This window comes from Pseudomonas putida NBRC 14164 (assembly GCF_000412675.1).
GTDB classification, from domain to species: Bacteria; Pseudomonadota; Gammaproteobacteria; order Pseudomonadales; family Pseudomonadaceae; genus Aquipseudomonas; species Aquipseudomonas putida.
Genome location: NC_021505.1, coordinates 4,051,255 through 4,074,828, shown reverse-complemented (window position 1 = coordinate 4,074,828; position 23,574 = coordinate 4,051,255). Strand labels below are relative to the sequence as shown.

Annotated in this window: 18 protein-coding genes and 1 rRNA gene; 12 read left to right on the top strand and 7 right to left on the bottom strand. The window is 65.5% G+C overall.

The genetic code is table 11. From position 1 onward, the window contains the following. The first annotated feature begins 98 nt into the window (after positions 1-98). Positions 99-214, top strand: a 5S ribosomal RNA gene (rrf, locus tag PP4_RS17990). A 278-nt stretch (positions 215-492) separates the two neighbouring features. Next, positions 493-2,301: an ABC transporter ATP-binding protein/permease gene (locus PP4_RS17985; RefSeq protein WP_016500616.1), complete on the top strand. Its 1,809-nt coding sequence runs from the start codon at positions 493-495 to the stop codon at positions 2,299-2,301. Positions 2,302-2,311: 10 nt separating this feature from the next. Here PP4_RS17985 and PP4_RS17980 read toward each other — a convergent pair whose 3' ends face one another. The 7 genes from PP4_RS17980 to PP4_RS29685 all read right to left on the bottom strand — a co-directional run bounded on the left by PP4_RS17980 (position 2,312) and on the right by PP4_RS29685 (position 14,099). After that, the gene (locus PP4_RS17980) at positions 2,312-3,514 is read right to left on the bottom strand and encodes an MFS transporter (RefSeq protein WP_016500615.1); all 1,203 of its coding nucleotides are present in this window, start codon (positions 3,512-3,514) and stop codon (positions 2,312-2,314) included. A gap of 75 nt (positions 3,515-3,589) precedes the next feature. Beyond that, the gene (prpR, locus tag PP4_RS17975; RefSeq protein WP_016500614.1) at positions 3,590-5,230 is read right to left on the bottom strand and encodes a propionate catabolism operon regulatory protein PrpR; all 1,641 of its coding nucleotides are present in this window, start codon (positions 5,228-5,230) and stop codon (positions 3,590-3,592) included. A gap of 30 nt (positions 5,231-5,260) precedes the next feature. Next, on the bottom strand, positions 5,261-6,034 hold the full coding sequence (locus tag PP4_RS17970) for an SDR family NAD(P)-dependent oxidoreductase (RefSeq protein WP_016500613.1): 774 nt from the start codon (positions 6,032-6,034) through the stop codon (positions 5,261-5,263). Positions 6,035-6,049: 15 nt separating this feature from the next. Further along, positions 6,050-7,234 (bottom strand): acetyl-CoA C-acyltransferase, encoded by a 1,185-nt coding sequence (locus PP4_RS17965; protein WP_016500612.1) that lies wholly within the window; start codon positions 7,232-7,234, stop codon positions 6,050-6,052. Between the two features lie 33 nt (positions 7,235-7,267). Further along, positions 7,268-9,370, bottom strand: coding sequence for a 3-hydroxyacyl-CoA dehydrogenase NAD-binding domain-containing protein (locus tag PP4_RS17960; protein ID WP_016500611.1), 2,103 nt, complete (start codon positions 9,368-9,370; stop codon positions 7,268-7,270). A gap of 172 nt (positions 9,371-9,542) precedes the next feature. Further along, positions 9,543-11,330: an acyl-CoA dehydrogenase C-terminal domain-containing protein gene (locus PP4_RS17955; protein WP_016500610.1), complete on the bottom strand. Its 1,788-nt coding sequence runs from the start codon at positions 11,328-11,330 to the stop codon at positions 9,543-9,545. Between the two features lie 111 nt (positions 11,331-11,441). Then, complete coding sequence (locus tag PP4_RS29685; protein WP_016500609.1) at positions 11,442-14,099, bottom strand: LuxR C-terminal-related transcriptional regulator; 2,658 nt, start codon at positions 14,097-14,099, stop codon at positions 11,442-11,444. A gap of 275 nt (positions 14,100-14,374) precedes the next feature. Between PP4_RS29685 and PP4_RS17945 the strand changes: the two genes are divergently transcribed. The 10 genes from PP4_RS17945 to PP4_RS17900 all read left to right on the top strand — a co-directional run bounded on the left by PP4_RS17945 (position 14,375) and on the right by PP4_RS17900 (position 23,557). After that, positions 14,375-15,424: a phosphotransferase family protein gene (locus PP4_RS17945; RefSeq protein ID WP_016500608.1), complete on the top strand. Its 1,050-nt coding sequence runs from the start codon at positions 14,375-14,377 to the stop codon at positions 15,422-15,424. Then, positions 15,421-15,783, top strand: coding sequence for a DUF6285 domain-containing protein (locus tag PP4_RS17940; RefSeq protein ID WP_016500607.1), 363 nt, complete (start codon positions 15,421-15,423; stop codon positions 15,781-15,783). The genes PP4_RS17945 and PP4_RS17940 overlap by 4 nt, the downstream gene beginning before the upstream one ends. Further along, positions 15,776-16,495, top strand: coding sequence for a histidine phosphatase family protein (locus tag PP4_RS17935; protein WP_016500606.1), 720 nt, complete (start codon positions 15,776-15,778; stop codon positions 16,493-16,495). Before PP4_RS17940 ends, PP4_RS17935 begins: the two co-directional genes overlap by 8 nt. 30 nt (positions 16,496-16,525) lie before the next feature. After that, complete coding sequence (locus tag PP4_RS17930) at positions 16,526-17,704, top strand: acyl-CoA dehydrogenase family protein (RefSeq protein WP_016500605.1); 1,179 nt, start codon at positions 16,526-16,528, stop codon at positions 17,702-17,704. Beyond that, entirely contained in the window at positions 17,701-18,459 is a 759-nt protein-coding gene (locus PP4_RS17925; RefSeq protein WP_016500604.1) for an SDR family NAD(P)-dependent oxidoreductase, read from the top strand. The genes PP4_RS17930 and PP4_RS17925 overlap by 4 nt, the downstream gene beginning before the upstream one ends. Positions 18,460-18,616: 157 nt before the next feature. After that, entirely contained in the window at positions 18,617-19,597 is a 981-nt protein-coding gene (locus tag PP4_RS17920) for a quinone oxidoreductase family protein (RefSeq protein WP_016500603.1), read from the top strand. Between the two features lie 13 nt (positions 19,598-19,610). Then, positions 19,611-20,459, top strand: a complete 849-nt coding sequence (locus tag PP4_RS17915) for a TauD/TfdA dioxygenase family protein (RefSeq protein WP_016500602.1) — start codon at positions 19,611-19,613, stop codon at positions 20,457-20,459. Positions 20,460-20,556: 97 nt separating this feature from the next. Continuing rightward, positions 20,557-21,891 carry an MFS transporter gene (locus PP4_RS17910; RefSeq protein ID WP_016485854.1) on the top strand — a complete coding sequence of 445 codons (1,335 nt, stop codon included), beginning with the start codon at positions 20,557-20,559 and terminating at the stop codon, positions 21,889-21,891. After that, a complete protein-coding gene (locus PP4_RS17905) occupies positions 21,888-22,550 on the top strand; it encodes a DsbA family oxidoreductase (RefSeq protein WP_016500601.1) in 663 nt (220 codons plus the stop codon). The genes PP4_RS17910 and PP4_RS17905 overlap by 4 nt, the downstream gene beginning before the upstream one ends. Further along, positions 22,547-23,557, top strand: a complete 1,011-nt coding sequence (locus PP4_RS17900; protein ID WP_016500600.1) for a YeiH family protein — start codon at positions 22,547-22,549, stop codon at positions 23,555-23,557. Before PP4_RS17905 ends, PP4_RS17900 begins: the two co-directional genes overlap by 4 nt. Positions 23,558-23,574 lie beyond the last annotated feature (17 nt).

The window sequence follows — 23,574 nt, the reverse complement described above, 5'->3', positions numbered from 1 at the left end:
GGTGAAGATGATACGAACCGAAAGTTCGCAACAAACCACAAATATCGCATATCCGGATTCGCTGGGCTGTCCATCTGGACATTCTGGCTACAGAATTTCTTGACGACCATAGAGCATTGGAACCACCTGATCCCATCCCGAACTCAGTAGTGAAACGATGCATCGCCGATGGTAGTGTGGGGTTTCCCCATGTGAGAGTAGGTCATCGTCAAGATTCATTTCGCAAAACCCCTATCTGCGCATGCAGGTAGGGGTTTTGTCTTTGCGGCGCAAATATCCCCGGTCCTGCCCGCCCCCCTGTAGGAGCAGCCTTGTGCTGCGAAGAGGCCGGTAAGGCTAAAGATTATCTTGGGTTGCAATGGCCTCTTCGCAGCACAAGGCTGCTCAGGGGGCCGCGGCAACAGGTCAGGATCATGAAATGTGCGTCATCTATGCCTGATGAACCGTAGGGCAATGCTACGCTCGCGGAAATACTCAGCACGGATACCCACCATGGACATGAACTGGCACCAGGCCCTGCAAGAGAGCCTGAGATGGCTGGCAATCGCTTCGTTCATCACCCTTGTCTGCTTTACCGCTGCCGCGACACTGGCTGTCCGTTGCACGCGCTGGGGCAGCCAGTTCTGGCAGCTTGCCGGGCCTTACTTCAGTTTCAGGCGCAGTTGGCGGCCACTGTTGGTGTTTGCGCTGTTGCTGGTGTTGACGCTGTTCTCGGTGCGCCTGAACGTCCTGTTCTCGTTCTGGTACAACGGCTTCTACAGTGCCTTGCAAGGGCTGGATCAATCCGCCTTCTGGTACATGCTCGGCGTCTTTGCCGTACTGGCCACCATCCACGTGCTGCGCTCGCTGTTCACCTTCTATGTAACCCAGGCATTCAGCATTCGTTGGCGGGTCTGGCTCACCGAGCGCCTGACCCACGACTGGATGCACGGCGATGCCTACTACCGTGGTCAGTTTCTGGCCGAGCCGGTGGACAACCCTGACCAGCGTATCGAGCTGGATGCCAATGCATTTGTCACCAACTCGGTCACCCTGGCCTTGGGCGCTGTCAGTGCACTGGTGTCGCTGGTAGCGTTCACCGGGATCCTCTGGTCGCTGTCGGCACCGCTGGCGGTTGCCGGTGTGGAAGTCCCCCGGGCGATGGTGTTTGCCGTGTACCTGTATGTCATCGTTGCCACCTGGATTGCCTTCCGCCTGGGGCGCCCGTTGATCCGCCTGAACTTCCTCAATGAAAAACTCACCGCCAACTTTCGCTATGCGCTGATGCGCCTGCGCGAGAATGCCGAGAACATTGCCTTCTACCAAGGCGCCTTGGTGGAGCGTGGCACGTTGCTGGGCCGCTTTGGCGCCTTGATCGTCAACGCCTGGGCGCTGGTGTTCCGGAACCTGAAATTCAGTGGTTTCAACTTGGGTGTTAGCCAGGTTGCCGTGGTGTTCCCGTTTATACTCCAGGCGCCACGCTTCTTCAGCGGTGCGATCAAGTTGGGTGACGTCATGCAGACCGCCCAGGCCTTTGGCCAGGTGCAGGATTCATTGTCGTTCTTCCGCGAATCTTACGATGCGTTCGCTCAATACCGGGCCACCCTCGACCGTCTGACCGGTTTTCTTGATGCCAACGAGCAGGCGAGCGCCTTGCCGCGTGTCACCGCCGAGGCTCAGCAACATGCGCTGGAAATCACGGATCTGCAGGTACTTCGGCCAGACGGGCATGCCCTTGTCGCTGACCTTGACCTGAGCCTGCACGCCGGTCAGGCACTGTTGATCAAGGGCCCGTCGGGCAGTGGTAAAACCACGCTGCTGCGGGCCTTGGCGGGCCTCTGGCCATATGCTGAAGGCAAGGTCAGGCGCCCGCCAGGCCATCAGGCATTGTTCCTGTCGCAGCGACCCTACCTGCCGCTGGGCGACTTGCGGGCGGTCATCGCCTACCCGGCAGCCAGCAAGCCCGAGGACGAAGTACGTATGCAACAGGCCTTGCGCCAGGTCAACCTGGCTCATCTGGCGGATCGGCTGGAGGTCAGTTGCGACTGGTCGCATATTCTCTCGGTGGGCGAGCAGCAGCGCCTGGCGTTCGCACGGGTGCTGTTCAACCGGCCTCAGGTAGTGTTCCTCGACGAGTCCACTTCGGCGATGGACGAAGGGCTCGAGCACACCCTGTATTCACTGCTGCGCACGGAAATGCCGGGTGCCCTGCTGGTCAGTGTTGGCCATCGCAGCACACTGGCGGGGTTCCATACTCACCGGCTGGAGGTGGATGGGCACGGGGGCTGGTCGTTGCTCAAGCAGGAACCGGCGTTGGCCTAGGCCGGTGTGCTCAACGTAACAGCATCACCCCCACCAGGGTGGTGCTGGCAAGCCCTGAACCGACCAGGAAGGTTGCCTGGTACCCCGCACCATCCCACAACAACCCTGCCACCACGCTGGCCGCCAGCAGTGCCACCCCGGTCAGCAGGTTGAACAGGCCGAAGGCGGTGCCGCGCAGGTTGGCGGGTGCGCTGTCGGCGATCATGGCCGCGAAGATGCCTTGGGTAAAGCCCAGGTGCAGACCCCAGGCGGCAACCCCCAGGGCCAACCCCGCCCAGCCAGGCAGCAGGGCCAGCAACAGGTCGGCGGCGATCAGCATCCCCAGTCCCGTCATCAGCACGCCGCGGCGCCCCAGGCGGTCCGACAGCACCCCGGCAGGGTAGGCCGACACCGAATAGGCCAGCGCCATCAGCACCAGCACCGCCGGCGCCCACATCGGCGCCAGGCCCATGTCCTGGGCGCGCAGTAACAGGAATGCCTCGCTGAAGCGGGCAAGGGTGAACAATGTGGCCAGGCCGATCAGCCGCCAGTAGGCCGGGCCCAGCCGGACCAGTTCGTGCACCGCCAGCGGTGCGCGCACGGGCCTTGTCGTGGCCGGCGTTTCAGGTTCGCGCACGAAGGCGATGAGGATGTACACCGCCACGAACGCCGGGATCACCGACACCCAGAACACCATCTGGAAGTGGCTCGCGGTCAGCCACATCAGCATGATTGCCAGCAATGGCCCGAGGAAAGCACCAACCGTATCCAACGCCTGACGCAGGCCAAAGGCGGCACCACGCAACTCGGGGGGCGTGACATCAGCCACCAGCGCATCACGCGGCGCCCCACGGATGCCTTTGCCGACCCGGTCGACGAAACGTGCTGCGATCAGCCACTCCAGCCCGCAAGCCATGGGGAATACCGGCTTGGTTAGCGCGCCCAGGCCATAGCCGAGCACGGTCAGCAGCTTGCGCTTGCCCAGCCGGTCGCTGAGCGCACCGGAAAACACTTTGGTGATCGAGGCGGTTGCCTCGGCGATACCTTCGATAACGCCCACCGCCACCACCGAGGTGCCGAGCACGGTGACCATGTAAATTGGCAGCAGGGCGTGGATCATCTCCGAGGAAATGTCCATGAACATCGACACGAAGCCCAGCGCCCAGACACTGCGCGGGATCTTTGGCAAGGATCGGCTGGCATTAACGGCGCCGCTTTCTTCATTGCTGCGCATCTGGGGTCTCGTCGGCGTTGCTACGTTCAAACTGTAGGAGCCCACGTGCAGGATGCAAACCGGAACCACGACCGGTCAGGCCAGGCTGCGCACCCGCCGCCAGACGGTGCTGCGGCTGACCCCCAGGCGCCGTGCGGCCTCGTCCATGTCGCCGTCGCAGCCGTCCAGCACCTGACGCGCATGGGCCGTTTCGGCTGCTTTGCCCAGGCTACGCAGGTTGTCGGTGGCGGCAAGGGGCCGCTTCGGGGCTGCAGCCGCGCCGGCCTCGAAGAACTCCGGGAACAGGGTGGCCAGATCGACCTCGTCATCGTGCCCCTGCGTACTCAGGCAAAAGGCCGCGCGCTCGGCGATGTTCTCCAGTTCACGAATGTTACCCGGCCAAGGGTGACGCAGCATCAGTGGCATGAGCTGCTGCACGTGCTCGTCGCTTGAAGACGGCAAGCCATTGGCACGGCAGTGACGCGCAAGCAGGGCATTGAACAGCGGCACGATGTCCGCGATCCGCTCGCGTAGCGGCGGTACGGCCAGGCGCAGGATGTTCAGGCGGTAATACAGGTCTTGGCGAAAGCGCTGGTCGGCGATGCGCGCGGGCAGGTCGCAATGGGTGGCGGCAATCACCCGGATGTCAACCGGGGTCGGCTCGCAGGCACCCAGGCGCAGCACCTCGCGCTCTTGCAACACACGCAGCAGGCGGGTCTGCAGCGCCACCGGCATGTCGCCTATCTCGTCGAGGAACAAAGTACCGGTGTGCGCCAGCTCGATCAGGCCGGGCTTGCCGCCTTTGCGCGAACCGGTGAAGGCACCGTCCTCGTAGCCGAACAGTTCACTTTCAAGCAGCGACTCGGGCAGCGCAGCACAGTTGATCGCCACGAACGGCCCCTGTTGGCGCGGGCTGGCATGGTGCATGCTCTGCGCCAGCAACTCCTTGCCGGTACCGCTTTCGCCAGTGATCAGCACCGTGGCGTCGGCCTGTGCGTAACGCTGAGCCAGGTTGAGGATGGCGCGAAATGCCGGCGCGTCACCGAGCAGTTGCTCGAAGCGATGGCGCGCCTTGAACGGGCGCGTATCGGGTTGTTCAAGGCTGCGCCGTGGCAGGCGGCGTGTGGGGGCGCCACCAGCCTTGGCACTCAGGGTCACCAGGCTGTCGAATGTATGGCGCAGGCTTTCGGCATCCAGCGCCAGTACCCCTTGGGCACCTGCTGCGTCGGCCAACTGGCATACCGTTGGCGAGCCGATGATCACCTCGAAGCCATCCGCGACCAAGCGTTCGACCTGATCCCGGGCCTGCTCCAGGCTGGTGTAGGTCTGCTCGCGAATCTGCAGGGTGAACAGCGCCTGCATCGCCGCCAGTTCCGGATACGGCTGGCCGAAACTGAGGATACCCACCCGGCTGGCCCGGTCGCGGGCCTGCACCAGGGCACGGATCAGGTCGAACTCGCCCAGGTGCAGGGTCCGCACCGAGGTAATCAGGTGCTGTCGCAAGTAATCGGCGGCAGCACCGGAACACAGAATGACGTCTGCCTGCTGGTGGCTTTCCAGCTCGCGCGCGAGTGGCAGCAGGTCGGCCAGGGTGGTTTCGATGACCTCTATACGGGCTTGTTGCCGGTAGTCGGCGCTTACTTGCTCGATCAATTGCGCCATGCGGCTGGGAGCGGCGGGGCGATGCAGGTGGGTAACCAGCGCAACCACGCGGGGCAGGTAAGCGGTGACGGACATACAGGCTCCTTGTCTATAGCAACTGGGGCATTACAGAGGGTTTACCAGGTGCCCGCCATCCACGGCCACGATGCTGCCGGTCATGAATGCGCCGGCATCACTGGCCAGCAACAGCAAAGGCCCGTCCAGTTCGTGCAGTTGCCCCAGGCGGCGCATCGGCACGTGGTTTTTGATGTAGCCCTGGCCGTCCTCGCTGTCGAAGTAATCTTCATTCATTTCGGTCCTGAAGTAGCCTGGGGCAATGGCATTGACGCGGATCCGGTAACGGGCAAGCTCCAGTGCCATGGACTTGGTCAGTTGCACCACGGCGGCCTTGGCCGTGCAGTAGTGGCTCAGGCCGCTGCCGACCCGCAGGCCGAGGATCGAGGCGATGTTGACGATGCTGCCTGGCTGCCCGGCCTTGACCAGGCGCTGGGCTGCGCACTGGGCGACATGAAACACACCGTCGAGGTTGGTCGAGAGCATGCGTTGCCAGTCCTGCTCCCTCATATCGAGAAAGCGCCCGGGGTCGCCGATACCGGCATTGTTGATGATCACGTCGACCACGCCAAAGCGTGCCTCGGCTTGGTCGAAGGCCTGTTCGACGCTGTCGCGGCGGGTCACGTCCAGTGCTATGGCAAGTGCTTCACCGCCGTTGGCCTGCAGTGCTTCGGCCAGCACCTGCAGGCGCTCGACCCGGCGCGCTGCCAGCACTACCCGGGCGCCAGCAGCCTGGGCCAGGCGTGCGAAATGCGCGCCCAGGCCGCTGGAGGCCCCGGTGACCAGCACGGTCTTATCAGCCAGGGAAAATGTGTTTGCAAGCATGCTGTCGGCCCTTGGTCAAAGTACTTCGAACAGGCCGGCGGCACCCATGCCACCGCCCACGCACATGGTCACCACCACGAAGCGCACCCCGCGCCGTTTGCCTTCGAGCAAGGCATGCCCGACCATCCGCGCACCGCTCATGCCATAGGGATGGCCGATGGCGATGGCGCCGCCGTTGACGTTCAGCCGCGCGGGGTCGATACCCAGCTTGTCGCGGCAATACAGCACCTGGCAGGCGAACGCTTCGTTGAGTTCCCACAGGCCGATGTCGCCCACCTTCAGCCCATGCTGCTGGAGCAGGCGCGGCACGGCGTACACAGGGCCAATGCCCATCTCTTCCGGGGCCAGGCCGGCCACCGCGATGCCCCGGTACAGGCCGAGCGGCTCAAGGTTGCGCTGCTCGGCCAGGCGCGCGTCCATCAATACGCAGGCGCTGGCACCGTCGGACAGCTGGCTGGCATTGCCGGCGGTGATGCAGCCGCCTTCGAGCACGGGTTTCAAGCCGGTCAGGTCCTCCAGGCGTGTCTGCGGGCGGTTGCCTTCGTCCTGCGTCAAGGTCACCTCGCGGTAACTGACCTCGCCGGTCTGCTTGTCTTTGATCAACTGCTGCGCTGTCACGGGCACGATTTCGGTCTCGAACAACCCGCTGCGCTGGGCGGCGGCGGTGCGCAGCTGTGACTGCAGGGCGTAGGCGTCCTGAGCGTCGCGGCTGATGCCATAGCGCTTGGCCACGTGCTCGGCAGTCTGCAGCATCGGCATGTAGGCGTGTGGGACACGTTGGATCACGCTGATGTCCTGCTCTGCCAATGCCCATTCCAGGTTACGCGCCTGTACCGCGCTGATGTTTTCCTGGCCGGCGCCGACGGTCACCTGCATGCCATCGACCATGATCTGTTTGGCGGCGGTGGCGATTGCCATCAGCCCGGAGGCGCACTGGCGGTCCAGGGTCTGGCCGCTGACCGACACCGGCAGGCCGGCAGCCAGCGCGCTCATGCGGCCCAGGTTCCAGCCAGCGGTGCCGGAGGGCATCGCGGTTCCCATTACCAGGTCTTCGATTTCATCACCGGCGATGCCGGCGCGGGCAACTGCCGCCTGGATGGCCTGTGCGGCCAGGCTCGGCGAGCGGGTGTTGTTCAGCGCGCCGCGAAAGGCCTTGCCGATCGGCGTACGGGCGGTGGAGAGAATGACGGCTTCTTTCATGTCCGGGGGTCCTTGATGACAGGGGAGAACGGCTCAGATGCTGGCCGTGCGCAACTTCGCACTGGAAGCCAGGCGCCGCAGCAACGGGGCTGGCTGCAGCCACATTTGGCCATAGGCGCCGAGCGCTTCGCGCTGTTGCTCGATGCCCGCCAGCACGTTGTCCAGGCCCAGCTCGCGGGCATAGTGCAGCGGGCCCCCACGCCATGCCGGGAAGCCGTAGCCGTTGGTCCACACCAGGTCGATGTCGCCACTTCTCAGGGCAATGCCTTCATCGAGCAACTGCAGGCCCTCGTTGACCAGCATGAACAGGCAGCGGTCGTGGATTTCGGCGTCGCTGATGGTGCGCCGGGTGATGCCCAGCCTGGCCGCCAGTTGCGCCGCAATCTGCTCCACTTCCGGGTCTTCGATGCGTTCGCGGCCTTCGTAGCGGTAGAACCCCCGCCCGCTCTTCTGGCCGTAGCGGCCCAGGCTGTAGAGCTCGTCGGCCAGGCGGAAGTAGCTCGGGTCGTGGGCGATTTCACTGCGCCGTGCCTGACGCACCAGGTAGCCGACATCGATGCCGGCCAGGTCGTACATGGCGAACACGCCCATGGCCAGGCCCAGGCCGGTGAGCACCTTGTCAACCTGGGCTGGCGAGGCGCCTTCAAGCACCAGGCGGTGGGCTTCGCGGGCATAGGGTTCGAGCATGCGGTTGCCGATGAAGCCAAAGCACACGCCCGACACCACTGGCAATTTGCCGATGCGCCTGGCGACCTGCAGCGTGGTGGCCAGCACGTCGGGCGCCGTCAGCCGGCCGCGCACCACTTCGAGCAGGCGCATGACGTTCGCCGGGCTGAAGAAGTGCAGGCCGACCACGTCCTGCGGTCGGCGGGTACAGGCGGCGATGCGGTCGACGTCCAGGGTCGAGGTGTTGCTGGCGAGAATCGCGCCCGGCTTGCACACCCGGTCCAGGGTGCGGAATACCTGCTGCTTGATCGACAGGTCCTCGAACACCGCCTCGATCACCAGGTCGGCGTCGGCCAGGTCGGCGTAGTCGAGGGTGCCTTGCAGCAGGGTCATACGTTGTTCGAGCTGCCCGGCGCCAAGCTTGCCGCGCTTGATGCTGCCTTCGTAGGTCTTGCGGATGTGCGCCAGGCCCCGGTCCAGTGCTTCGGGCTTGAGCTCCAGCAGGCGCACCGGGATACCGGCGTTGATAAAGTTCATGGCGATGCCGGCGCCCATGGTGCCGGCGCCGATCACCGCCACCCGGTCAATGCTGCGCAGCGCCGTGCTGGCGTCGATGCCGGGTACGCGCAGCGCCTCGCGCTCGGCGAAGAACTGGTGGCGCAGGGCGGTGGCCTGTGGGTCTTGCAGGGCTTCGCGGAACAGTACCTGCTCGCGGGCCAGGCCCTCGGCCAGGGGCATCTCGCAGGCGGCGCGGACTGCGGCGAGCACGCGCAGGGGCGCAGTCTGGCCGGGCTTGCGGGCGATCAGCTGTGCCTCGCGGCTGGCGAAGAAGTCGCTTTCCAGGCCAGCGGCCAAAGGTGTTGCAGGGGCGCTTGGCAGGGCCGGTTGGGCCAGTTGCTCGCGAGCCAAAGTGCAGGCTGCTTCGAGTAAGTCCTGCCGGCTTTCGACCAGGCGATCGATCAGACCCAGGGCAAGGCCCTGGCGGCCATCGATCGGGTCGCCGCTGAGCATCATCTCCAACGCCGGGGCTACGCCGATAAGGCGCGGCAGGCGCTGGGTGCCGCCAGCACCGGGCAGCAGGCCCAGGCGGACTTCGGGCAGCCCCAGGCGTGCGGTGGCGGTAGCCAGACGATGGCTGCAAGCCAGGGCCAGTTCCAGGCCGCCGCCCAGGGCCACCCCGTCGATGGCGGCAATCAGGGGTTTTTCGATGCGGGTCAGGGCATCGAGGAGTTCGGGCAGTGCCGGCGCCTCCCAGGTGCGTGGGCTGCCGAACTCGCTGATGTCGGCACCGGCACTGAACGGCAGTTGCTGACCGTGCAGGATGATGGCCTGCACTTCGGGGTCAGCAGCGGCCCGGCTGCAGGCCTGCATCAGTGCCTGGCGCAAGTCATGGCCAAGGGCGTTGACCGGCGCGTGGCGCAGGCCGATCAGGGCCAGCTGGTTTTCGCGGCGATAGTCGATGAGTTGCATGGGGTAACCTTTCTGTTGGTGGGCCATGGGCGCTCGGCCGACCCTGTGGCAGCGGGCTCGCCCGCGAACACCGGCGAAGCCGGTGCCATGCACCGCGGTGTTTTCTTCGCGGGCAAGCCCGCTGCCACAGGGTAAAGCGCCGCTTGCCGGGGTTTTGACCGGCGCGGTGGTATCAGCGGGCGAATGCGGCCTCGCTGATGTCCATCAGGTTGTTGCTACCGGTGCGAATCAGCGTTTCGTGCAGGTTGGCGCGTGGCAGCAGGCGCTGCAGGTAGAAGCGCGCGGTCTCGCGCTTGCCCTGGTAGAAGGCAGCCTCGTCGCTGCCGGCAGCCCGGGCCCGTTCCGCCACGCAGGCAGCGCGCAGCCAGAGGTAGCCGAGCAGGGTGTAACCGCTGAGCATCAGGTAGTCGTAGGCGCTGGCGCCGATCAGGTTGGCATCGCCTGCGCTGGCGTCACGCAGCCAGGCACTGATTTCGCGCCAGGCAATCACTTGCTTGAGCAGAGCCTGGGCCAGGTGGACCGGGGCACTTGTGCTCTGGATGAAGTCTTCGATTTCACCGAGCAGTTCGCCCAGGGCTTCGCCGCCATCGGCCAGCACCTTGCGGGTCAGCAGGTCGAGGCCCTGGATGGTGTTGGTGCCTTCGTAGATCGCGGTGATGCGCACGTCGCGTGCAATCTGCTCCATGCCCCACTCGCGGATGTAGCCGTGGCCACCGAATACCTGGATACCCAGTTGCGCGGCCTCGTTGCCGGTTTCGGTGAGGAAGCCTTTGGCAATCGGCGTGAGCAACGCCAGGCGGCGCGCCGCGGCCTCGCGCAGGCCGACGCTGGCGCCGTGGTGCAGCTGGTCGACGCCCTTGGCGCAGGTGTAGGCAAGCATGCGGCCACCTTCGGCATAGGCTTTTTGCGTCAGCAGCATGCGCCGTACATCGGCATGGCCGATGATCGGGTCGGCTGGCTGGTCACTGCGCAGGCGGGGTGTGGCGCGCATCTGCACGCGGTCGCGGGCATAGGCCAAGGCACCCTGGAACGACGCTTCGGCGTGGGCCTGGGCCTGCTGGGACACCGCCAGGCGCGACTCGTTGATGTAGGTGAACATGGCGTTCAGGCCACGGTTGGCCTCGCCCAGCAGGTAGCCTGTGGCGCTGTCGAAGTTGAGCACGCAGGTAGCGTTGCCGTGGATGCCCATCTTGTGTTCGATGGAGCCGCAGCTCACACCGTTGGGCTCGCCAAGCTGGCCTTGGGCGTCGACCTGGATCTTTGGCACGGCGAACAGCGAAATGCCTTTGACCCCTGCGGGTGCGCCTTCGATGCGCGCCAGCACCAGGTGGATGATGTTCTCGGTCATGTCGTGTTCACCGGCGGAGATGAACATCTTGCTGCCGCTGACCTGGTAGCTGCCGTCGGCCTGGGGCCTGGCGCTGGTACGCAGCAGGCCGAGGTCCGACCCGCAGTGGGCCTCGGTCAGGCACATGGTGCCGCCCCAGCGGCCGGCGATCATCGGTGGCAGCAAGCGCTGCTGCAGGGCTTCGTCAGCGTGCTCGCTGAGGGTGCTGATGGCGCCACCAGCGAGGTTGCCGTACATGCCCCAGGCGTGGTTGGCGCTGCACACCATCTCGTAATTGACGAACCCCAGCGACGGCGGCAGGCCCTGGCCACCGAAGGCCGGGTTCTTGTCCAGGCCCAGCCAGCCGTTGTCGGCGAAGCGTTTGTAGGCATCGGCAAAGCCGGGCGGGGTGGTGACCTTGCCGTCCTGCCACTGGCAGCCGTGCTGGTCGCCCACGGCGTTGAGCGGGGCCAGCTGCTGTTCGGCGAATTTGGCGCCTTCTTCGACGATGGCGGCGAAGGTAGCCGCGTCCGGGGCTTCACAGCCTGTCAGTTGTTGGTAGTGGCGGCTCAGGCCGAGCAGCTCCTGGGCAACAAAGGTGATATCGCGCAATGGGGCGGTGTAGCTGGGCATGCCGAACTCCTGGCTGGGTGGACTCGGCATGTTGTAACAGGCAGGCCCGGGCGCCGCGTCCACCCCCCGGGTGGAATGGCGGGTGGAATCGCGGCGAGGGCCAGGTGGAGGTCAGCCCAGCAGTTGCAGTTCGCGCGCCGAACACAGGGCGCTGTCGCGGTCGGCCACGTCGAGCTTGCGGAACAGGTTGTTGATGTGGGTCTTGACCGTGCTCAGGCTGATGAACATCGCCTCGGCGATCTGGCCGTTGCTCTGCCCGCGGGCCATGCGCTGCAACACTTCCAGCTCACGGCGCGAGAGCGGCACGATCAAGGCGCTTTCCACGTTTTCCTTGTTTGCCAGCAATGGCCGGAACAGGGCATTCAGGTGCTCGCGCGAGGGCGCTGGAGCCTCCAGGCCCAGGCGTTCGCGCACCTGGGGCAGCAGCAGTTGGCGCAGGGACTCCAGGCAGGCGTCACCTTCGTACTGCAGCAGTTGGCCGAAGCCGTAGGTGCAGGCCAGTTGCAGCGCCTGTTCGAGGCAGAGCAGGGCGTCGTCGCGGGCGCCACGGTCCAGTAGCAGGGCAGCATCGAGCAGCAGTACGTCGAGCAGCAGGCGGCGGTTGCCTTGGGCCTGCGCTTGAGCCTGCAAGCTCTGCTGGATCTGCCAGGCCTTGTCGCGCTGGCCGAGGTGGCGTTGCACCCAGGCATAGGCAAGCCACTCTTCCGGTAAGAGTTGCTCGCCATATTGGCGACGGCACCAGTGCCATTGGTCGAGCCAGTCGGGCAGGTAGTCCTGGTCATTGTCGCGCAAGGCCAGGCGCGCGAGCCAGGCGCCGGCCTGGCGGTAGAGGGTGAGCAAACGGTTCTGGCGGGCCAGCCGGCGTACCTCTGCCCAGCGTGCCTTGGCCTGGCCGGTCTCGCCCAGCGCCCAGTGCAGGCATGCCTGGTGGTGGAACACCCACGGCAGGGCAGCGCTGTGGGGGAAGCCCAGTGCCAGCACCTCGGCCTGGGCCAGGGCTTGGCGTGCCTGGGCCAGGCGGTTGGCTTGCAGCAGTGCCAGGCCTTTGCCCAGGTGGCGGAACAGTTCATAGAAGCGCCCCGAACTGCCGGCGGCAGGCAGCTCGGCCATGCCTTGCAGGCGCGCCCATGCAGCATCGTTGGCGCCCTGGGCCAGTTCGATCTGCGCCAGCAACAATTGCAGCAGGTTGGTGTAGCCGCTCAGGCCAAAGCCCTGCAGCTCGCGCAGGGCGCGGCTGCCTTCGGTGTGGGCCTGCTCCAGTTGGCCGAGCGCAGCCAGGCAGTTGGCGCGGTCGAAATACAGCACCGAGCGCGCTGCGTTGTGCTGGGGAAACCGCTGCAGTGCCCGCGCCGCGAGGGCCAGGGCGTGCCCCAGGTTGCCCCCCAGGTAGGCCAGGCGGCTGCGCAAAAACATCACCGTCTGCTGCACCCGCTCGGGGTGGCGCGGCACTGCCTGGCGGCGCTGCAAGGCGTGTAGCTGGTGCAGGCACTGGCAGGCCTGGGCGATATCGTTGGTGACCATCACCGTGGAGGCCTCGGTCACCGCCAAGGTGAAGCTGTCGTTGCCGGCATGGCCGGCGACCTCGTCGAGCACATCGACCAGGGTGTTGACCTTGCCCTCGCGCAGCAGCTCGAAACCGTGCCGGTCGACGATGTTGAGCACGGCATCCAGGTCGCGTGCCCGGCCAAACTGGTAGATCGCTTCGGTGTAGCGGCGCTGGGCCAGCAGCCAGCGGGCAGCCTGGCGATGCAGTTGGCGCAGGCGTTGGGGGTCGCGTTGTTCCAGGCGTTGGTAGAGGCTGTTGCGCAAGGCAGGGTGGTAGCGGTACTCGGCATGGCTGCCCTGGGGGACTTCGATGATCAGGTCAAGGCGCTGCAGCTGGCGCAGCGCGGCGGGCACATCGGCATTGGCGGCCAGTTCGCTGGCAAGGCCTGCATCGAACACCTGGGCCACGGCAGTGTGTTCGAGAAATGCGCGCAACGGCATGGGCAGGCGCTGCAGCCGTTCTTCTTCGAGAAACTGCCGGGCATGGGCATAGGCCTGGCGGGTGATCGGGCGCAGGTCAGCGGGGGCCTGGCCGGTGCTGTGCCGCGCCTCGCGGTAGGCCTCGAACCAGAACAGCACACCGCTGGGCCAGCCCTCGCTGCCGGCGCGCAGCTGGTACAGCGCATCGCTGCCCAGGTTGACGTCCCGGGCCTGTGCCAACTGGCGCGTCTCTTCGCTGTCCAGGGCCAGGTCACGGGCGCCCAGCACAATCAGTCGACCATCGCGGCGCAAGTGGGCCAGCGGCAGCGGGGGCGGCCCTTCGCTGGCGGCGACCAGGCGCAGCGCAGGCGGCGGGTAATGCAGCAGCGTGTCCAGGTACTGCCAGGCGGGCGCGGCGTTGAGCAGGTGCAGGTCGTCGAGCAGCAGCGTCAGCGGCGCCTGGCGGGCCTCCAGGTCGGCCAGGATCAGGCTCCACAGGTGCTCGGCCTGCGGTGTGTCGCGTTGTTGCGCAGGCAGTTGCAGCGCAGCGTGCAGGTGCAGCAGCAGGGCCAGTGGCTGGTTCTCGGCGCGGGTCAGGCGCAGCCATGCCCAGGGCCCGGCCAGGCTGCGGGTGAACTGGCCAAGCAGTGTGCTCTTGCCGTAGCCCAGCGGTGCTTGCAGGAGCACGACGCTACCTTCGTCCAGGGCGTTGGCCAGCTGCTCGAGCAGCCGCGCTCGCACCATCCCCTTGGTCGGCTCGGCGGGGGGGCGCAGCTGGTTCGGTTTGAGCGCGGGAAGATGCATGGCTAGCAGGTTCCATCGGTTTGGCCAGACATCCTAGCCGAGCGCACGCCCGGCGCGGGGAAATTCTGCTGGGGGAGGGCAGTGGCCTGCTGTGCAGAATTGAACGGCGGTTTCAGCTGTGCGATGGCACTGTTCAAGTTTGACTTGAATGGCGTTGAGTGCGCTGGAAAATTAGATTCAACCTATTGATTTTTAAGTGAATATTTAATTTTTAGGAAGCTGGCAACCATCTTGCTTAGAGCCACCGCACTCGTGAACAGTGAGTTGGACCGACCATGCCAAGCAGCCATTTCGCGCAGCAATCCAGTGCTCGCATCGACGTATCAGACGCCCATGAGGTGCTGTCTGCCTATCTACAGGAGCGCCTGCACGGCCAGCCGGTGCGCATCACCCACAGCGAGCGATTGTCGGGTGGCGCCATCCAGGAGAACTGGTTGATAAAGGCCGAGGTTGCCGGAGTGCCGCAGCGTTGGGTACTGCGCACCGATGCGGCTTCCGCCGTGGCCGCCAGCATGAGCCGCGAGCAGGAGTTCGCCGTGCTCAGCGCTGCTCACCACGTGGGTGTGAAGGTGCCCAAGCCACTGTGGCTGTGCCAGACGCCACAGGTGATCGGCCGCGATTTCTTCATCATGCAGGCCCTGGCCGGCCACGCTGGCGGCCACCGCTTGACCAGCAGCCAAGGCGGCCCCGAGGGCAACCCGGGGCTGTGCCGGGCGCTTGGGGCCAACCTCGCACGCTTGCACCAACTGCGCCCACCGCAAGCGGCGCTGGCGTTCCTGCCTGCACCGGTGGCCGACGCCGTGCAGGCCAGCGTCGACCAGTACCGTCTGTTCCTCGATGCTTTGCCGGGCAGCCACCCGATCATCGAATGGGGCCTGCGCTGGTGCGAGCTGAACAAGCCTGCGCCCCTTGCCTCCTGCCTGATCCACCGCGACTACCGCACAGGCAACTACATGGTCGAGGGAGGGGAGCTCTGCGGTGTGCTGGACTGGGAATTCGCCGGCTGGGGCGACCCCCGCGAAGACCTGGGCTGGTTCACCGCACGCTGCTGGCGGTTTACCCGGCCGGACCTGGCGGCGGGCGGCATCGGCCGCCTGGACGACCTGCTCGCCGGCTACCGCAGCGTCTCGCCACTCGACCTGGACAAAGAAACGCTGCGTTTCTGGCAGGTCATGGCCCACCTGCGCTGGGCGGTAATCGCCCTGCAGCAGGCCGAACGCCATGCCTCAGGCCAGCAACGCTCGCTGGAACTGGTGTTGACCGGGCGCATGGTCAGCGAGCTCGAACAGGAACTGCTGTTGCTCACCCAAGGAGGCCGCGCATGAACCAGCCCGATGCCCAGGATTTGCTGCTGACGGCGCGTGACGCCGTGCTCAGACAGTTGTTGCCCGCATTGCCGGCGCACTTGCACTACGAGGCGCGGATGGTGGCCAGCGCCTTGCTGATCGCCAGCCGCGAGGCCGCCCAGGGTGCGGCCTGTGCCGACATCGAACGCCAGGCCATGGCCGGTCTGCTGCAAGGCCAGGCCTCGCTCGAGCAAGCCCGCAGCGAACTCGCCCAGCATATTCGCCAGGGTGCCTACGACCAGGCCGGCGAGCCCCGCGCCCGCCTGATGGCGGCACTGCGCACCATCAACCGTGCACAACTGAGCATCACTAACCCCAAGGTATTGGCCCATGACTGAACAGCCTGCCCAGCCCGTGCGCCGACGCCGCTGCTACCTGGTGCGCCATGGCCATGTCGACTACTTCGACGCCAGCGGCCGCCCCCTCGACCCACGCAGCGTGGCGTTGTCGGCCAAGGGCGTAGCCCAGGCCCAGGCGCTGGGCCAGGTGCTGGCGCACACGCCATTCGACCGCGCCGTGTGCTCAGACTACCCGCGCACCCGGCAAACCCTCGACCAGCTCCTGGGCGGCCGCGTCCAGCCTGTGGAGGAGCGCGCCGGGTTTCGTGAAATCCGTGCCGGCCGCTTGCGGGAAATCCCCCGTGAATACCTGCATCGTGAAGTGGCCCATGCTTACCAGCTCGCCGATCGCCCCGACGCAGCCTTCTTGCGCGGCGAGCCTTGGGCCGCGTTCCGGCAACGCGTGCTGGGCAGCTTCCAGCAGTTGCTGGAAGCACCTGACTGGAACGCGCTGCTGCTGGTCAGCCACGATGCGGTCAACCGCATTCTTCTGGCCTGGGCCTGCGGCGCCGGCCTTGGTGCCTTGGCTGCCTTCGAGCAAGACCCGGCCTGCCTGAACATCGTCGACATCGACATGGCTGGCCCGCAGGTGCTGCGTGCCTACATCCGCACCCTCAACTACTCAGCCTACGACCCTGCCAAGGCAACGATCGACCAGACCGTCATGGAGCACGTGCACGCCTCCATCGACCCGCGTCGCCTGCTCGCCTGACCCCTGATGACCCTGTTAAGGAATACCGCCATGCATTTCGCCCTGTCTGCCGAGTTGACTGCCCTGCAAGCCAAAGTACGGCAGTTCGTTGCTGACGTCGTCATCCCCCTGGAGCGCGACCCGCGCCAGACACTCCACGGTCCGTCGCCCGAGCTGCGCCAGGTGCTGATCGAGCGCGCCCGTGAACACGGCCTGCTCACTCCGCATGCCTCGCGAGAGATGGGCGGGCTGGGCCTGAGCCACATCGAGAAGGCGATCATCTTCGAAGAGGCCGGCTATTCGCCGCTTGGGCCGGTGGCCCTGAACATCCATGCCCCCGACGAAGGCAACATACACCTGATGGAACAAGTGGCAACGCCTGCGCAAAAAGACCGCTGGCTCAAGCCACTGGTGCAGGGCCGGATCCGCTCCTGCTTCGCCATGACCGAGCCCAGCCCGGGTGCCGGCTCCGATCCGTCGATGCTCACCACCCAGGCCGTACGCGACGGCGACGACTACGTCATCAATGGCCAGAAGTGGTTCATCACCGGTGCCGAAGGCGCGCAAGTGGCAATCATCATGGCGCGCATGGAAGACGGCAACGCGACCATGTTCCTCACCGACACCGACCGCCCCGGTTTCATCCTCGAGCGCATGATGGACTCGCTCGACAGTTGTTTCGCCGGCGGCCACGCGGTGCTGCGCTTCGACAACCTGCGCATTCCCGCCAGCGATGTGCTTGGCGAAGTGGGCAAAGGCTTCCGTTACGCCCAGGTGCGCCTGGCCCCGGCGCGCCTGACCCATTGCATGCGCTGGCTCGGCCAGGCCCGTCGTGCCCATGACGAAGCCTGCCACTACGCAAGCCACCGGGTGTCGTTCGGCAAGCCGCTGGGCGAGCATCAGGGCGTGGGCTTCATGCTCGCCGACAACGAAATGGACCTGCACACCACGCGCCTGTCGATCTGGCACTGCGCCTGGGTACTGGACCAGGGCGAGCGCGGCAATTTCGAGTCGAGCATGGCCAAGGTGCTCAGCTCCGAGGCCATCTGGCGGGTGATCGACCGTTGTGTGCAGGTGCTCGGCGGGCAGGGCGTTACCGGCGAGTCTATCGTCGAGCGGATTTTCCGCGATGCGCGCAGTTTCCGCATCTATGACGGCCCCAACGAAGTGCACCGCATGAGCCTGGCGAAGAAGATCCTCGCCCGTACCGCGCCGGGGGTGGCCGGATGAACCTGGACAGCTATCGCAACCAGGTGGTGATGATCACCGGCGCCGCCAGCGGTTTTGGCGCATTGTTGGCCGAGCGCCTGGCCGGGTTGGGCGCCCGCCTGGTGCTCGGCGACCGCAACTTGACGGGCCTGGAGCGGGTGGCCGGCGCCTTGCGCGAGGCCGGCACCACAGTGCTGGCGGTGCCGTGCGACGTGACCCATGAGGTGCAGGTCAAGGCGCTGGTGGACGCGGCCATGGCCAACTTCGGCCGCCTCGATGTGGGGGTGAACAACGCCGGCATCCTTACGCCGATGAAGCGCTTCGTCGACACCACCGAAGAAGAGCTGGACCGCAGCTACGCGGTCAACACCAAGGGCGTGTTCTTCTGCATGCAGCAACAGCTCCGCCAGATGTTGCCGCAAGGCGGCGGGGTCATCCTCAACATCGCTTCCATGGCCGGGCTTGGCGGTGCGCCCAGGCTGGCCGCCTATGCCGCTGCCAAGCATGCAGTGGTGGGACTGACCCGAACCGCGGCGGTCGAATACGCCCGCCGAGGCATCCGCGTCAATGCGCTGTGCCCGTTCTACAGCGCCACGCCCATGGTTACCGGGAGCGATGTGGGCGAGGAACAGGCGTTTCTCGCCCAGGGCTCGCCGATGAAGCGCTTGGGTACCCCCGACGAAATCGTTGCGGCCATGCTGATGCTGTGCGCCCGCGAAAACAGCTACATGACCGGCCAGGCAATCGCCGTGGATGGCGGTATTTCGGCGTTCTGAGCCATGCCAGCCGCGCCCCGGCACTGAAACCGGGGGCGCTGTCATGAACTGAAAAACCGTTGTCGTCCGATGATAAGCGGCGCATTGCGCAACGGCCTAAATTGCCCTTCAAGACGGATATTGCTGTTCAACAAAAACTACAAGAAGGGAGATTGGCATGGCCAAAGCGGTACGTTTCTACGAAACCGGAGGGCCTGAGGTCCTGCGCTACGAAGACGTCGAAGTCGGCGAACCGGGCCCTGGGCAGGTGCGCCTGCGCCATGTGGCGGTCGGCTTGAACTACGCCGACACCTATTTCCGTAACGGCACCTACCCGATCCCGCTGGCCAACGGCATGGGCGTGGAAGCGTCCGGCGTGGTCCAGGCGGTGGGCGAGGGTGTCAGCCACGTCGCGGTTGGCGACCGGGTGACCTACACCGGCTTCATGAATACCCTCGGCGCCTACAGCACCGAGCGCCTGATCCCTGCCGCGCCGCTGATCAAGCTGCCGGAAACCATCGCGTTCGAAACGGCCGCGGCCATGACCATGCGCGGCCTCACGGCCTCGTACCTGATGCGTCGCCTGTACGACTTCAAACCAGGGGACAGCATCCTGCTGCACGCCGCTGCGGGTGGTGTCGGGTTGATCGTCTCGCAGTGGGCCAAGCTGCTGGGGCTGACCGTGATCGGTACCGTGTCCACCGACGCCAAGGCCGAATTGGCGCGTGCCCATGGTTGCGACCACACCATCAACTACAGCCACGAAGACGTGGCCAAACGCGTGCGCGAGCTGACCGACGGGGTTGGCGTCAACGTGGTGTTCGACAGCGTCGGGCGCACTACCTTCATGGGCTCGCTGGACTCGCTCAAGCGCCGTGGCCTGATGGTCTGCGTGGGCACCGCTTCTGGCACCATCGAGCCGTTCGACCCGCAGATCCTGGCGATCAAGGGCTCGTTGTTCCTGACCCGCCCGGCCCTGGCCGACTATATCGCCGACCCTGCCGAGAAAGCCGCCCTGGCAGGCGAGCTGTTCGGCCATGTGGGCAGTGGCCGCATCAAGATCGAGATCAACCAGCACTACGCCTTGCAGGACGCAGTTCAGGCGCACCGTGATCTGGAGTCGCGCAAGACCACCGGCTCGTCGATCTTCGTCATCTGAGGAGGGCACTGCCATGCAAGTCGAACAATTGACCTGCGCCATCGGTGCCGAACTGCTTGGCGTCAGGCTGGCCGATGCGATTCATGATGACGGCCTGTTTGCAGAGGTCCGTGCCCAGTTGCTCAAGCACCGGGTGCTGTTCCTGCGCGACCAGGACATCAGCCGCGCCGACCATGTGGCGTTCGCCCGCCGCTTTGGCGAGCTGGAGGACCACCCCGTCGTCGGCAGCGACCCGGACCACCCGGGCTTGGTGCAGATCTACAAGTCGCCGGAAACGCCGGTTGACCGCTATGAAAACGCTTGGCACACCGACGCCACCTGGCGTGAAAAGCCGCCGATGGGTTGCGTGCTGCGCTGCGTGGAAAGCCCTATGGTGGGCGGCGACACCCTGTGGACCAACATGGTGCTGGCGTACGCCAACCTGCCGACCGAGATCAAGACGCGTATCGAAGGGCTGCGGGCGCGACATAGCATCGAGGCCACTTTTGGCGCGGCCATGCCGATCGAAAAACGCCTGGCACTAAAGGCGCGCTTCCCGGATGCCGAGCATCCGGTGGTGCGTACTCACCCCGAGACCGGCGAGAAGGTGCTGTTCGTCAACGCCTTCGCCACCCATTTCAGCAACTACCACACCCCCGAGCGCGTGCGTTTCGGCCAGGACGCCAACCCCGGCGCGGGCGAATTGCTGCGCTACCTGATCAGCCAGGCCTACATCCCCGAGTACCAGGTGCGCTGGCGCTGGAAGCCCAACAGCATTGCCATCTGGGACAACCGCAGTACCCAGCATTACGCCGTCATGGATTACCCAGCCTGCCACCGCAAGATGGAGCGCGCCGGGATCATGGGGGATGCGACTTTCTGACCCGCCAGACACGTTGGGGCCGCAATGCGGCCCCAATCGCTACGCGATAGCCTGTAAGCAATAAAAACAAAAAAACTCAGATATCCGAGGAGGCAGCATGGCCACCTATCACGCCAGTGCGGCAGAACCAGGCACTGATACTTCGCTCGGCATTCCACGGCGCTACGCCTGGATCGTTTTCGCCCTGACCTTCGGCCTGCTGATTTCCGACTACATGTCGCGGCAAGTGCTCAACGCCGTATTCCCGCTGCTCAAGCAGGAATGGCAGCTCAGCGACAGCCAGCTCGGGCTGCTCAGTGGCATCGTTGCGCTGATGGTCGGTTTGCTGACCTTCCCCCTGTCGTTGCTGGCCGACCGCATTGGCCGGATCAAGAGCCTGACGTTCATGGCCGTGATGTGGAGCCTGGCTACCTTGGGTTGCGCCCTGGCGGAAAACTACCAGCAGATGTTCATCGCACGCTTTCTGGTTGGTGTCGGCGAGGCAGCCTATGGCAGCGTCGGTATTGCCGTGGTGGTGGCGGTGTTCCCGCGTGAGATGCGAGCCACCCTGGCCGGCTCGTTCATGGCCGGTGGCATGTTTGGTTCGGTACTTGGCATGGGCCTGGGCGGTGTGATGGCCCAGCACCTGGGTTGGCGCTGGGCATTCGCCGGCATGGCCTTCTTCGGCCTGGCGCTGGCGCTGCTGTATCCGCTCATCGTGCGCGAGGCGCGCATTGCCCCCAAAGGCCTGGCAGCAACGCCCGACAAGGCTGCGCTCAAGGCCATGCGGCCACTGCGTACCCTGTATTCAAGCCGCTCGGTCATCAGCGCCTATGTCGGCAGCGGTTTGCAGTTGTTCGTCGGTGGCACGGTGATCGTGTGGTTCCCCAGCTACCTGAACCGCTACTACGCCATGAGCACTGACCGCGCCGGCGCCGTGGCTGCGATTATCGTGCTGTGCAGCGGGGTGGGCATCGTGCTGTGCGGCATGCTTTGCGACCGCATGGGGCGCAAGCGCCCGGACCACAAAATCAGCCTGGCCATCGCCTACTGCCTGGGCAGCTGTGTGCTGCTGTCAGTGGCCTTTGCCTTGCCGCCCGGCATGCCGCAACTGGTGCTGATTTGCCTGGGCATGATGATCGCCGCCGGCACCAATGGCCCGTCCAGCGCCATGGTCGCCAACCTCACCCACTACACGGTGCACGGCACCGCGTTTGCCACGCTGACCTTGTGCAACAACCTGCTCGGGTTGGCCACCGGCCCGCTGATCACCGGCAAGGTGTCTGACCTGATCGGCTTGCAGTCGGCATTCCAGCTGGTGCCGTTGATCAGCATCGGCGCTGCAGCGGTGTTCATTTATGCCAAGCGTCACTATCACCTGGACATGGCGCGCCTGCAGCTCGGTGAAACTGCCCAGGCACCTGTCCAGCCAGAACTGGAGGCCCGTTCGTGAAGCGTTCGTTGTCGATTGATGTGTACTTCGATTTCATCTGCCCGTGGTGCTTGATAGGCCGCCGGCAATTGCAAGCCGCCCTGGCGCAGTTCAAGGCAGCGCAGCCAGAGGTCGAGGTCAACCTGGCCTGGCAGGGCGTGCAACTGTTGCCTGAGCTGCCATTCGATGGCCAGCCGTTCGCCGAGTTCTACCGGCGACGCCTCGGCAGCGATCAGGCGGTGCGGCAACGTCAGGCCCAGGTGCGCGCAGCGGCCAGCGCCGTCGGCGAGCAGATCGAATTCAGCCGCATCGAGCGCATGCCCAATACCGCCGACGCCCATCGCCTGTTGCTTCACGCCAGTGAGCTGGGCAGTGAAGCACAGGTAGAGGCACTGCTGGAGCGGTTACTGGCTGCGTATTTCAAGCAGGGTGAAGACCTGGGCGACCGCGCTACGCTGTTGCGCATCGCCGAGCAGTGCGGCTTTGCCCCAGAGGCCCTGGCCGGCAGCTTGCGTGGCGACGGCCTGCCGTTCGTCAGTGCCAGCGCCGACATCGCCGGGCGCGGCGTGCCGTGCTTCGTTTTCGATGACCGACTGCAAGTGGTTGGCGCGCAGCCGGCCGAGGCCTTGCTGGAGGCCATGCATCTGGCGGTGTCGGGCCTGGCGGAGAGGGAGGCATGAGCACGCTGGCGTTTGCCCAGGTCAACAACCGGGTGCGCGACCTGGCCCCGGGGCTGATCGTCAGCTTGATCGCTGCGGGTGCGGCGAGCTTCCTGGCCGAACATTACGGCGCGCCGGTGATGCTGTTCGCCCTGTTGCTGGGGTTGGCGCTGAACTTTCTTAGCGCGGACGGCAAGTGCAAGGCCGGCATCGAGTTTACCGCGCGCAGTGTGCTGCGCCTGGGCGTCGCGCTGCTGGGCATGCGCATCACCCTGGAGCAGATGGCTGGCCTTGGCTGGAAGGCGGTGGCGCTGGTGGTGATATTGGTGGTGGTGACCATCGGCGTGTCGATGGTGGCGGCCAAGGCCATGGGCTTCCAGCGCCTGTTCGGCATGCTTACTGGTGGCGCCACGGCGATCTGCGGTGCTTCGGCGGCGCTGGCGCTGGCTGCTGCACTGCCCAGCCACCCGCAGAAGGAACGGGCCACGCTGTTCACGGTGATCGGCGTGTCGGCGCTGTCGACCCTGGCGATGATCCTCTACCCGATGATCGCCAATGCCTTGGGCCTGTCGCCGCAAGCCGCCGGCGTGTTCCTCGGCGCCACCATCCATGATGTGGCGCAGGTGGTGGGGGCGGGCTACAGCATGTCCACCGAAACCGGCGATACCGCCACGGTGGTCAAGCTGATGCGCGTGGCCATGCTGGTGCCGGTGATCGTCGTCGCGGCCATGATCGCCCGTCGCCAGGGTATCGACAGTACCGGCAAGCGCCCGCCGTTGCTGCCATGGTTCGCGGTCGGCTTCCTGATCCTTGCCTGCGTCAACAGCACCGGCTGGGTGCCGCTGGCTGTGCAGGGCAGTATCAACGAATTGTCGCGTGGGTGCCTGGTGGTATCGATCGCAGCCCTGGGCATGAAAACCCAGCTCAAGGAGCTGGCCGCCGTAGGCATCAAGCCGATTTTGCTGATGGTGGGCGAGACGGTGTTCCTGGTGCTGCTGGTGCTGGGCCTGATGCACGTCGGCATTTAGCCCAGAGGCCCAGGGCC